This window comes from Corallococcus sp. CA053C, assembly GCF_003611675.1.
GTDB lineage: Bacteria > Myxococcota > Myxococcia > Myxococcales > Myxococcaceae > Corallococcus.
Map to the genome: position 1 here is coordinate 1 of NZ_RAWA01000333.1, position 11,234 is coordinate 11,234.

Genomic DNA, 11,234 nt, shown 5'->3' on the forward strand with positions numbered 1-11,234 from the left:
GTGGTGGGCGTCGTCGTCTCCACGGGGGGGGACGGCACGGCGGTGCGCTCCGGCCAGCGGCGCACCACCTTCACCTGGGCCATGGCCTTGAGCGTGTCGCGCAGGCGGCGGCTCTCCGCCTCGAAGTCCGGCGACTCCGGGCCCACCGGTTTCTGGAGCACCGCGAGCGCCCCGGCGCGCAGCGCGGCCATGGACGTGTGGATGTCGCGCTCCACCAGCGTGGACACCACCACCACGGGCGTGGGCGCCTCCGTCATGATGCGGCGGGTGGCGTCCAGGCCGTCCATGCGCGGCATCTGGATGTCCATCGTCACCAGGCTCGGCCGCAGCCGCTGGCACAGCTCCACCGCCTCCAGGCCGTCCCGCGCCTCGCCCACCACGGTGAGCTCCGGGTCGGTGCGCAGGATTTCCACCAACAGCCGGCGGGCGGTGGGCGAGTCCTCGGCCACCAGGATGCGCAACGGTTCGTTCTTCATAGCAGTCGCCTCAGCGTCTCCAGCAGGCTCGTCGGGTCGAACGCGCTCTTCACGATGTAGGCGCTCGCGCCGGCGTTGAGGCCGCGCGCCTTGTCCTCGGACTTCTCCCGCGACGTCACCAGTACCACCGGCACCCGTCCAAAGCGCGGCGAGGCGCGCACGGCCTCGGTGAGGGAGATGCCATCCATGCGCGGCATCTCCACGTCCAGCACCAGCGCGTCCGCGCCGCCCGCCTGGAGCCGCTCCCACGCCTCGGCCCCGTCCGCGCACGCGGTGACGTCGTAGCCGGCGGCCTCCAGGATGCTCTGCTCCAGCATGCGCGTCGTGGGCGAGTCGTCCGCCAGCACCACGCGCCTGCGCACCGCCTGCTCCCGGGGCGTGGGGAAGAAGTGCGCGGAGGGGCGTCCTCCCGCCGCGCGCACGAGCGAGGCCGGGTTGAGCAAGAGCGCCATGCGGCCATCCGGAAGCACCGCCGCGGCGGCCACGTGCCGCGCCCGCTTCACGCGCGAGCCCAGGGAGCGCACCAGCACCTCCTGTTCGGCGATGACCTCGTCCACCACCAGCGCCGCCCGCGCGGTGCCCGCCGACAGCACCACCGCCGAAGGCCGCGCGCGCGGCGGGCCCGAGGGCAGGTCCAGCACGCTCGCGAGCGATGCCAGCGGCACCAGCGCGTCCGGCGTCACCCACGACATGCGGCCCTCCACCTCGCGCACGTCGGAGGGTGACAGGCGCAAGAGCCGGTCCACGCCCTCACTGGCGAGCGCGAGAATCTGCCCGCCCACGTCCACCAGCAGCACGCGCAGGGTGCTCAAGGTGAGGGGCACGTCCAGCGTGAAGCGCGTGCCCTGGCCCGCCTTGAACGTCACCTCCACGCTGCCGCGCAGGGCCTCCACCTGGGCGCGCACGACGTCCAGGCCCACGCCCCGGCCGGACACCGCCGTCACCCTGGGCGCGGTGGACAGGCCCGGCAGGAACACGAGCCGCGCGGCCTCCGCGTCGTCCTCGGGCGCCTCCAGCCCGCGGGCCCGCGCGCGCTCGCGGAGCGCCTCCAGGTCCAGGCCGCGCCCGTCGTCCTCCACCGCGACTTCCACGCGGCTGCCGCGAAGCCGCGCGGACAGCACCACGCGGCCCTCCTCGGACTTGCCGTGGCGCACGCGCTCCTCGGGCGCCTCCAGGCCGTGCGCCACCGCGTTGCGCACCAGGTGCAGCAGCGGTTCGCGCAGCGATTGGAGCAGCGAGCGGTCCAGGTCCAGCCCGCCGCCGTGCACCTCCATGCGCACGCGCCGGCCCAGGCCGTGCGCCACGTCGCGCGCGGCGCGCTCCAGCCCCGTGCAGCCCTCCTCGAAGGGAAGCATGCGCGCGCGGCGCACCTCGTCGTCCAGGCCGGTGGAGGACTGGAAGAGCGCGCGCCGGTCCTGCGCGAGCACCCGCGCCACCCGCGCCAGTTCCAGCTCCACCCGGCGCAGCGTCGTCTCGGAAGCCGTGCCGCGCACCGAGGCACGGAGCCCGGTCACGTCGTCGCGCAGGGACTCCAGCGATTCGGCGTGGCTCTCCAGGCGCAGCATCGCCACGCGCAACTCGCCGCTGCGCCCCAGGAGCGCGTCCAGCTTCTGCCCGGACACGCGCACTGGCAGCGCCTCGCCGGGCACCACGGGGACGGGCGGCTCCACTTCGGCGGGAGGCGTCGGTTCAGCGCCCTTCCGCGCGGGCCCGGGGGCGAAGGGCACCGGCTCCGGACGGCGCTCCGGCGATGGAGGAGGCACGCCCTGCGCGGCCTGCTCCAGTTGCGGCAGCAGGGCCTCCAGCGGCGAGCCGGACAGGTCCTGACGCGACGCCAGCCGGCGGCCCGCGTCGTCCAGCGCGTCCACGGTGGCGAAGCACAGCTCGAACAGGTCCGGAGACGGGGCGCGCCCGTGGATGAGCGGCTCCAGCACCTCTTCCAACCGGTGGCAGGCGGTCTCCACGCGGCTGGCGCTGGCCGCGCGCGACGCGCCCTTCACGCTGTGCAGCGTGCGCAGCAGGCCGGGGATGAGCTCCCGCGCGCGCGCCGGGGCCTGCTCCAGCGCGAGCAGGTCCCGGTTGAGGGACACGACGTGCCCCTCCAGCTCCTCCAGGAACGAGTCCAGCAGTGCCTGCGCCAGCCGGTCGCGATCCATGGCCTAGCGCCCGAACTCCCCGAGCAGCCCCTTCAACTTCTGGCCCATGGCGTTGATGTCCTGCATCGCCCGCTCCGTCTGGCGCGACGAGATGAGGCCCTGCTGCGTGGCCTGGTTCACGTCATGCATCGCCTGGCGGATCTGCCCGATGCCGGTGGCCTGCTGGTTGGCGGACGCGGCGATCTGCGCGGCCGTGAGCGACGCCTGCGTGAGCAGGTCCGCGAGTTGCTGGATGGTGGCGCCCGCTTCGGTGACGACGCGGGTGGCGGCCGACACGCTCTTCGTCCCCTCCTCGGTGGTCATCACCGCGCCGTGGGTGGCCTTTTGAATCTGTCCGAGAATCTGGCGCACCTGCGCGGTGGCCTTCTTGGATTGATCCGCGAGGGCCTTCACCTCGGAGGCGACGACGGCGAAGCCACGGCCGTGCTCGCCCGCGCGGCTGGCTTCGATGGAGGCGTTGAGCGCCAGCATGTGCGTCTGTTCGGAGATGTCGTTGACGGTGGTGATGATGTCGCCAATGGCCTGGGCCTGTTCGGCGAGCGCGAGGATGCGCGACGCGATGGACTCCACCTGGTCGCGCACGGCGCCCATCGCGGACACAGCCTCCTCCACCGCGCGGCGGCCGGAGCGGCCCACCTCCTCGGAGTGGCGGGCGGACTCGCTCACCGCGCGAGCGCGGCCGGCGGCCTCTTCCGACGTCTTGGTGATCTCCTCGATGGTGCTCACCGTCTCCGTCACCGCGCTGCCCTGCTCCTGGGCCCCGGCCACCTGTTCGGTGGTGCTGGCGAGGATTTCCGACGACGCGCCCGCCAACTGGTTGACGAAGTCCGCCACCGTCTTGAGCGTGTGCTCGCGCTGCTCGGCCTGCTTCGCCAGCTGCACCTCGGCCTGCTGGCGGCGCTCGGCCATGGCGTTGAAGGCGCCCGCCAGGTCCGCCATCTCGTCGCGGCCGCGCACGTCGATGCGGTGTCCCAGCTCGCCCCGGCCCAGCTGTTCGGCGCCCACGGTGAGCTTGCGCAGGGGGTTGGTGATGCCACGGGTGATGACGAAGCTGCCCACGCCGACGATGGCCATGCCCAGCAGCGTGCCCAGGCCCAGCACCCACATGCTGTTCTGGGCGGACTGCCGCGCGGCCTCGGCGTCGCGCTCCCAGCGCTGCTGCTCCGTGTCGAGCATCTCGCCGATGATGGCGCGCACCTGGTCCATCAGCTCCTTGCCCCGGCCGTCCAGCACGACGCCCGTCGCGGCCTCCAGGCCCTTCTCGCGACGCAGGCGGATGCCCTCCCTCAACCGCTCCAGCCGGGCGTTGACGATGGGCTCCAGGCGGGCCAGCCGCGAGCGCTGCTCGGGATAGGGCGCCATGGCCGTCCGCAGGGCGGACAGGTCCTCCTGCAGGTTGCCGAGCGCGGCGTTGTAGGGCTCCAGGTAGCTGTCCTGGCCGGTGATGACGAAGCCGCGCTCCCCCGTCTCCGCGTCCACCAGCAGCGCGCGCACCTCGCGCAGGATGCGGAAGTTCTCGTGGGCCGTCAGCAGGCCCTCCGTGGTGCTGGTGAGCTGCCGCGCGCCCTGGAAGGCGACGCCAGCGATCACCAGCAGGACCAGCAGGGACAGGCCGAATCCCAGCGCGATGCGATTCCCGATGCTCATGCGACTCCTTCTTCGGACAGCTCGAACACGAGACGGCTGTCACCCAGGAGGGCCTCTCCCTCCAGGACGAGTGTGCCGTCCGGGCTGACGCCAGCCACCAGCGCGCCCGCTTCCTCTTCCAGGGAGGGGGGCGCGGGCAACAGCTCCGTGCCCGTCAGCACCGCCACCTCCGTCACCTCATCCGTGCGCAGGCCCAGCTCCGGCCGCGTGGTGCCCACCACCACCACCGGGCCCTGGGCCTGGGACGCGGGCCGGCCGAACAGCGGCGCCAGCTCCACCACGGGCAGCACCTCGCCGCGCAGCAGCGTCAGGCCGCGCAAGAGGGGCGGCGCGCCCGGCAGCGGGGTGAGCTCCGGCGCGCGCATCACCTCCAGGATGAAGCGCGACTCCAGTGCGTACGTCTGGCCCGCGGCGCGGAAGCGCAACACCTCGCGCTGGCTGCCGGGCAGCACCGGGTGTTCGGCGGGGCGGGCCAGGGCGCGAGCGCGCGCGTCGAGCTGCGCGAGCGCCGCCTCGTCCGTGAAGGAGTCCCGCGCCGCGGTGGCGCGCTCCAGCTCCTCCAGCCGGGCCCGGGCCTGCTCCCAGTCGATGACTCCCTCACGCTTCGGCATCAGCCCGCCTCTCCGCCATCAATCCCGGGACGCTCCAGTCGCCGCCACTCCGCGCGGGCCACGTCCGCCAGGGCGCCTGCCCGTTCTCCCTCCGCCAGCGGCACCAGCGCCTCCGGCGGCAGCTTCCGACACAGCACTTCTGCTTCGCGGTACGCCCGCGCCGCTGCGGCGAGCTGTTCCTGCCGGCGCAGCACGTGGCCCAGCAGCAGGTGGCCCACCGCGAGGCCCGGATCCAGGTAGAGCGCCTGCCGCGCGGACTTCTCCGCGTCGGGCAGCCGCGCCTGTCCCAGGAGCAGCACCGCTTCCAGATACCGCAGCCCCGCGACCAGCGGGTGGCGAACCGAAGCCTCGCCGCAAGCGAACACCGCCGCCCGGGGCTCCAGGTTGGCCAGCGTCCGCACCGCCGCCAGGGCGAGCTCCGGATCCGCCGCCTGTGCTCCCGCCCGCTTCGAAGCCTCACGCCAATCGCCGCGAGCCAGGGCCTGCCGCACGCCCTCCAACGTCTCCGCGTTCAACGTGAAGCGCGAGGGCTCTGACGTACGTGCAGGCTCTGACGTACGTGCAGGCTCTGACGTACGTGCAGGCTCTGACGTACGTGCAGGCTCCGATGGAGGCGCGCTCCCGGAAGAAAACGGCGCGCCCGTGTCCAGCGGCGCGCGTGCGTTGATCACATCGGTGGCCAGGGGCGCGGCCCGCTCGGTGGAGAACCCTCCGGTAGCGAAGCGGTCGGTGACAGGCGCCGGGGTGAACGGCGTGCCCTCCGTGCGCAGGGGCGGCAGGGGCTGGAGCGGAACGAAGTGCGCGGCGTGCTGGCCAGTCAAAGGCTTGCGGTACAGCACGCCCCACCCGGTGAGCACGGCCTCGAACGGAGCGTAGTCGCTGAGCGGCGGATCCGACGGGCCGGAGAACAGGTAGCCACCGTCATCCAGGGACGCATGGAGTCGGCGGGCCACGCCCTCGATGGTCGCGGCGTTGAAGTAGATGAGGACGTTGCGACAGAAGATGACATCCATCTTCCAGATGCCGCTGTCGGCGGACGGCCACGTCTCCAGCGCGAGGTTGAGGTAACCCAGTTGCACGTGGCGCTTCACGTCCGGGCTCAGCAGGAAGTGGCGCCCCTCCTGCTTGAGGTGGGCGCGCATGCGGTCCGCGGAAGGTCCGCGCAGGGACCAGTCGGTGTAGCGGCCCTCGCGGGCGCGGGCGAGCGCCGTGCGCGACACGTCCGTCGCGCGCACGATCATGTGGTCTTCCCAGCCCTCGGCCATCAGCAGCGCGGCGAGGGAGTAGGGCTCCTCGCCGGACGCACAGGCCGCGCTCCACGCGCGCAGCACGTGCTCCGGGCCGTGGCGCTCGCGCAAGTCGGGCAGCACCACGCGGCGCAGATGGTCGAAGTGCTCGTGGGTGCGGAAGAAGTACGTCTCCCCGATGGTCAGCTCGGTGAGCAGGTCATCCAGCAGGGCGGCGTCATGCAACAGCCGCTGCCGGTACGCCTCCACGTTCCCCAGGTTCGCGCGGGCCATGGCGCGCTGGATGCCTTCCTCGGCGGCGGCCAGACAGCTGGGCGCGGCGAGCCCCGCGCGCTCCTCCACCAGGACGAGCACCTCCTTGAACCCAGGGGACAGCAGGCCGTCCATCAAGCGGGCTCCGGCCGGGCTCCGAGCGCGGTGTCGAGTTGCAGCGCCTCGGCTTCGGAGAGGAAGGAGCGCAGGTCGTGCACGAGCACCAGCCCGTCGGGCAGCTTCGCGACCCCGGCCACGTACCCCACGCCGGGCAGCTCGCGGGGCGAGTCATCCCACTCGTTCGCCGCGATGACGTGCAGGCCCTCCGCGCGGTCCACGCGCAGCGCCACCGGACGCGGGCCCGCATGGGCGACGATGAAGTGGTCCATGGGTGAGAGGGGCCGCGCGGCGTGACGGAAGCGGCGGCGCAGGTCCAGCACGGGCAGCAGCTCACCGCGCAGGTTGAGCAGGCCCTCCACCACGTCGGGCGCCTGGGGCAGGGGCGTGAGGCGCGCGGCGCGCACCAGCTCGCGTACGTCCTCCACCGGCAGGCCGTAGCGCTGCCGCTCCAGCGTGAACAGCAGGACTTCCTGTGGGCGAGCCTCCGGGAGGGGATTCATGGATGCGCGGCGCAGGGTACAAGAGGCAGCGCACCCCGGGGATTCAGGATGTGGGCCCGTCCTCTAGAAGACGCTCCAGGGAGGCAGGGCGTCCGGTCTCCGGAGGAACGCCCGGCGAGCGGCCGGGAGTCCCGCGGGGAAACGCTTTTCCCCATGGGACGTACCCGACGGGACAGTCGCAAGCCGGCACGGCGCCGGGCATGGTGAGGCACATGGTTCGGCACGTCATCGTCGTGGGCGCAGGGCCGGGAGGGCTGTCGGTCGCCATCAACCTGGCGGGGCAGGGCTTCCGGGTCACCGTGGTGGAGAAGGACGCGGTGCCGGGCGGTCGGATGAAGGGCCTCACGATGGGCGCGGACGGCGAGTACGCCATGGACACCGGCCCCTCCATCCTCCAGTTGCCCGGCGTGCTGGAGCAGATCTTCCACCGCTCCGGCAAGCGGCTGGCGGACTACGTCACGCTGACCCCGGTGGACCCGAACACGCGCGTGCACTTCTGGGACGGCACGCACCTGGACACGCGGCGCGACGTGGAACGGATGGGGCAGGAGCTGGAGAAGTTCGGCGCGGGCAAGGGGCGCGCGCTGAAGGACTGGATGGAGGACGGGCGTGAGAAGTACGCGCTCGCGTACGAGAAGTTCATCTGCACCAATGCGGGGAGCCTGGGCTACTACGCGCCCTGGCGGCTCGCGCCCACGCTGCGCTTCAAGCCGTGGCAGACGCTCTACAAGCAGCTGGACTCGTTCTTCCACGACGACCGGATGACGTACGCGCTGGCGTACCCGTCGAAGTACCTGGGGCTGCACCCGACGACGTGCTCGTCGGTGTTCAGCGTGATTCCCTTCATCGAGCTGGCCTTCGGCGTGTGGCACGTGCAGGGCGGCTTCCGGGCGCTCGCGCGAGGGATGATGAAGTGCGCGCAGGACCTGGGCGTCACCTTCCGCATGGGCGCGCCGGTGGAGCGCGTGAAGGTGGAGACGGGCCGCGCGGTGGGCGTGAAGCTCCAGGGTGGCGAGGAGCTGGACGCGGACGCGGTGGTGGTGAACGCGGACCTGGCCTACGCGGCGAAGAACCTGCTGGCCCCGGAGGTGCGCGAGGGCAGCCGGCTGACGGACGGGGCGCTGGAGCGCGCGAAGTATTCGTGCAGCACGTTCATGGCGTACTACGGGCTGGACCGGAAATACGACCTGCCGCACCACCTCATCTACCTGTCGGAGAGCGCGCGCAGGACGGACCGCGACGCGCTGGAGGACCGGACGGTGGACGTGGACGATCCGCCCTTCTACGTGTGCAACCCGGGCGTGTCGGATGTGTCCGCGGCGCCGAAGGGGCACTCGACGTTGTACGTGCTCGTCCCCACGCCCAACACGGCGAGGCCGGTGGACTGGGCGAAGACGGAGGCGACGCTGCGCGAGCGCATCCCGAAGATGCTGGAGAAGGTGGGCATCCGGGGCGTGCGCGAGCACGTGAAGGCGGAGCGCTACTTCACGGCGGAGACGTGGCGGGACGACTTCAACGTGTTCCGGGGCGCGGTGTTCAACCTGTCGCACACGTGGATGCAATTGGGCCCGCTGCGGCCCCGCGTGAAGAACGCGCAGGTGGAAGGGCTGTACTTCGTGGGCGGTGGCACGCACCCGGGCAGCGGGCTGCTCACCATCATGGAGAGCGCCAACATCGCGGCGGACTACCTCACGCGCGAGGCGGGCAAGGGTGGCTTGCCGGGCTGGCCGTACGTGCCGCCGCTGGAGGACGTCCCGGAGGCCGCCGCGAAGCCGCCGGCGCCCCAGGCCCTCGCGGGCTGAGGCGCCGGGTGTCTGTCTTTACCGTCTGTCCTTGAGGCCGGCGCTAGAGCGCGCCGGGGCGGCAGCTGACTTCAACGAGGATGCCGCCCGGGGCGCGGCAGTAGACGAGGGTGCCCCGGTTGTTGCGGATGACGTCGGAGACCTCCAGGCCGTCGGCCTTCACGCGCTCCCGGAAGGCGAGCACGGGGGCCTCGGACTCCTGGAGGAAGCCCAGGTGGAAGTCCTCGGGGAAGGTGTCGGTGTCGCGCTTGCGGCGCTGGAGGACGAGCACGAAGCCGTCCTGCCCACCGAGGATGGCGATGGCGGGCGAGTCATGGTTCTTCGCGTGCGACGTGAAGCCGCAGTAGCGCGTGAAGAAGCCGGCGGTGGCCTGGACGTCGGGGACCTGCAGGTCGAGGTGATTCAAATGCATGGCGAGCCTCGAAAAGGCACACGAGTGCCTACGAAGGGCCGAGGGTTCTTCCTCCCGAGGGAGGTCGAACAAGTGCTTCCACCATGGAAGTGACCGGGGCTCACCGAACCGGTCCGCCGTTTTTCGACCGGCGCGAAATCTAGGGGGCGCACCGGGTGCGGCGCAAGCCCGCCTGACCGCTACGACACGTACCGCTCCGCCAGCTGCGACACCTGCCCCGTCGCCTGCGCCACCGCGGTCGCCGCCGCCTGCGTGGTGTCCAGCTGGTGCAGCGTGGCGGCCATCAGCTCGTCCATCTCGCTCACCGCGCTGAAGAGCTGATCCACGCCCGCGTGCTGCTGCGCCACGGCCTCGGCGATCTGCCGCACCGCGTGCGCGGACTCCTGCGCCAGCGAGATGAGCTCGCGCAGCCGCTCGCCGCTCTTGCGCAGCGGCACCAGCGCGGCCTCCACGCCCAGGGCGCTCTTGTCCGCCGTCACCACCGCCTCGCCCGTGGCCGCCTCCATCCCCTCCAAGAGCCCGCGCACCTGGCCCGTGGCCCGGATGGACTGGTCCGCCAGGTCGCGCATCTGCCGCGCCACCACCGCGAAGCCCCGGCCCTGCTCGCCCGCCCGGCTCGCCTCGATGGCGGCGTTGATGGCCAGCATGTGCGACTGGTCCGCCAGCGACTTCACCACCTCCGACACCCGGCTCACCTCTCTCGCGCGCGTGCCCAGGTCGCTCACCTGCTGGTTCAGCCCGTTCGTCAGGTCGCGGATGTCCGCGAGCCCCTGCTCCGTGCCCGCCAGCGACTCCTCGCCCAGCTTGCCCATCCGCGCGGCGCGCTCCGCCACCTCCAGGATGTTCCCCGCGCGGCTGGCCGCCAGCTTCGACGTCTGTTGGATCTCCTGCGCCGTGGTGCGCGCCTGGTGGATGGCCGCCGCCTGCCGGGACATCGTGCGGTTCTGCTGGTCGCTCGCCTCCGTGAGCCGAGTGCCCGCCTGCGCCAGGTGCCCCGCCGACGAGCGCAGTGACCGGGGCAGCTCCTGCAACTGCTCATAGAGCAGCCACGTGCGCGCGGACAGGTCGCCCAACTCGTCCGTGGACACCCACTGCGGCGGCTGCGAGCGGCCCTCCACCAGCGCGTCCAGCGACGCGCCAATCGCCTTCGCCCCCTGCGACAGCCGCCGCGCCGCCCAGGCCGCGGTGAAGATGGCGCCCAGCGCCGCGAACCCGCCCAGCAGCGCCACCGGCGTCGTCAGGTCGGTCTGCAGGGGCTCGATGCTGGAGCGCACCCGCGCCGAGCCCCGGTAGTCGCCCGCCAGCTCCAGGTCGTCCGCCAGCGACGAGAGGTTCTTCTCCAGCCGCAGCTGCAACGTCGCGATGCTGGTGATGCACGTGATGAGCAGCGCCGACACGACGATGGCCGGCAGGAACCAGCTCTGCCGGGGCAGGAACAGCCCCTCTCCAGCAGGCCGCTCGTGCGGCGCGCGGCGGAAGGCCTCCAGCGTCACCGCCGCCAGCGTCCGCTCATAGAGCATGTACATGAGGGGCGCGCTGAAGAGGCCCGCGCTCATCGCCACCGCCACGCCCACCAGGATGACGCGCGGCGGACGGTCCAGCGCCAGGCCAATGGCGCCATTGAAGCAGATGCCGCCCAGGAACCAGCCCGCCTGCGCCTCCACGAACGTCAGCACGCCCGGCAGCCGCAACAGCCGCCGCAGCCGCTCCGGCGCGTTGCCTTCCTCTTCATGCAGCGCGTGCCGCAGCAGCCAGCCCACCGCCCCGATGGGCGCCACCAGCGCCAGCCCACCAATGACGATGGGCGTGACGACCCCGAGCACGAAGCCCATCGCGCTCGAGTCCACGTCCAGCAGCTGCATGTCGACGTAGATGGCGGGCGCCACCGCCACCGTGACGACGAGCGTGCGCAGCATCAGCAGCTTGAGGAGCAGCGTGCTGGCGAGGGACGGGGTCGGAGCTTGATTCATCGCGAGATGGATCCGGGAGAAACCTCAGACTGGGTGGGAAG

General features: G+C 72.2%; 9 protein-coding genes. 1 reads left to right on the forward strand and 8 read right to left on the reverse strand.

Annotated features, from left to right (window positions below; all coding sequences use genetic code 11):
- The 6 genes from D7V97_RS32170 to D7V97_RS32195 all read right to left on the reverse strand — a co-directional run.
- A partial coding sequence (locus D7V97_RS32170; protein WP_120614448.1) for a response regulator occupies nucleotides 1-476 on the reverse strand: 476 nt, incomplete at its 3' end.
- A complete protein-coding gene (locus tag D7V97_RS32175; RefSeq protein WP_120614449.1) occupies nucleotides 473-2,632 on the reverse strand; it encodes a response regulator in 2,160 nt (719 codons plus the stop codon). The genes D7V97_RS32170 and D7V97_RS32175, both read right to left, overlap by 4 nt.
- Before the next feature lie 3 nt (nucleotides 2,633-2,635).
- Nucleotides 2,636-4,279, reverse strand: coding sequence for a methyl-accepting chemotaxis protein (locus tag D7V97_RS32180; protein ID WP_120614450.1), 1,644 nt, complete (start codon nucleotides 4,277-4,279; stop codon nucleotides 2,636-2,638).
- Entirely contained in the window at nucleotides 4,276-4,890 is a 615-nt protein-coding gene (locus tag D7V97_RS32185; RefSeq protein WP_120614451.1) for a chemotaxis protein CheW, read from the reverse strand. The genes D7V97_RS32180 and D7V97_RS32185 overlap by 4 nt, the downstream gene beginning before the upstream one ends.
- Entirely contained in the window at nucleotides 4,890-6,524 is a 1,635-nt protein-coding gene (locus tag D7V97_RS32190) for a protein-glutamate O-methyltransferase CheR (protein WP_120614452.1), read from the reverse strand. Before D7V97_RS32190 ends, D7V97_RS32185 begins: the two co-directional genes overlap by 1 nt.
- Nucleotides 6,524-7,009, reverse strand: coding sequence for a chemotaxis protein CheW (locus tag D7V97_RS32195; RefSeq protein WP_120614453.1), 486 nt, complete (start codon nucleotides 7,007-7,009; stop codon nucleotides 6,524-6,526). The genes D7V97_RS32190 and D7V97_RS32195 overlap by 1 nt, the downstream gene beginning before the upstream one ends.
- A gap of 212 nt (nucleotides 7,010-7,221) precedes the next feature.
- Between D7V97_RS32195 and D7V97_RS32200 the strand changes: the two genes are divergently transcribed.
- Nucleotides 7,222-8,811, forward strand: coding sequence for an NAD(P)/FAD-dependent oxidoreductase (locus D7V97_RS32200; RefSeq protein WP_120614454.1), 1,590 nt, complete (start codon nucleotides 7,222-7,224; stop codon nucleotides 8,809-8,811).
- A gap of 43 nt (nucleotides 8,812-8,854) precedes the next feature.
- Here D7V97_RS32200 and D7V97_RS32205 read toward each other — a convergent pair whose 3' ends face one another.
- Complete coding sequence (locus tag D7V97_RS32205) at nucleotides 8,855-9,223, reverse strand: VOC family protein (protein ID WP_120614455.1); 369 nt, start codon at nucleotides 9,221-9,223, stop codon at nucleotides 8,855-8,857.
- A gap of 179 nt (nucleotides 9,224-9,402) precedes the next feature.
- Nucleotides 9,403-11,193 (reverse strand): methyl-accepting chemotaxis protein, encoded by a 1,791-nt coding sequence (locus D7V97_RS32210; protein ID WP_120614456.1) that lies wholly within the window; start codon nucleotides 11,191-11,193, stop codon nucleotides 9,403-9,405.
- Between the last annotated feature and the right edge of the window lie 41 nt (nucleotides 11,194-11,234).

What these genes read in the sequence shown, in the direction of transcription:
- D7V97_RS32180 (WP_120614450.1), bottom strand. Translation starts at nt 4,279, where the DNA reads ATGAGCATCGGGAATCGCATCGCGCTGGGATTCGGCCTGTCCCTGCTG.
- D7V97_RS32190 (WP_120614452.1), bottom strand. Translation starts at nt 6,524, where the DNA reads ATGGACGGCCTGCTGTCCCCTGGGTTCAAGGAGGTGCTCGTCCTGGTG.
- D7V97_RS32210 (WP_120614456.1), bottom strand. Translation starts at nt 11,193, where the DNA reads ATGAATCAAGCTCCGACCCCGTCCCTCGCCAGCACGCTGCTCCTCAAG.
- D7V97_RS32175 (WP_120614449.1), bottom strand. Translation starts at nt 2,632, where the DNA reads ATGGATCGCGACCGGCTGGCGCAGGCACTGCTGGACTCGTTCCTGGAG.
- D7V97_RS32200 (WP_120614454.1), top strand. Translation starts at nt 7,222, where the DNA reads ATGGTTCGGCACGTCATCGTCGTGGGCGCAGGGCCGGGAGGGCTGTCG.
- D7V97_RS32205 (WP_120614455.1), bottom strand. Translation starts at nt 9,223, where the DNA reads ATGCATTTGAATCACCTCGACCTGCAGGTCCCCGACGTCCAGGCCACC.
- D7V97_RS32185 (WP_120614451.1), bottom strand. Translation starts at nt 4,890, where the DNA reads ATGCCGAAGCGTGAGGGAGTCATCGACTGGGAGCAGGCCCGGGCCCGG.
- D7V97_RS32195 (WP_120614453.1), bottom strand. Translation starts at nt 7,009, where the DNA reads ATGAATCCCCTCCCGGAGGCTCGCCCACAGGAAGTCCTGCTGTTCACG.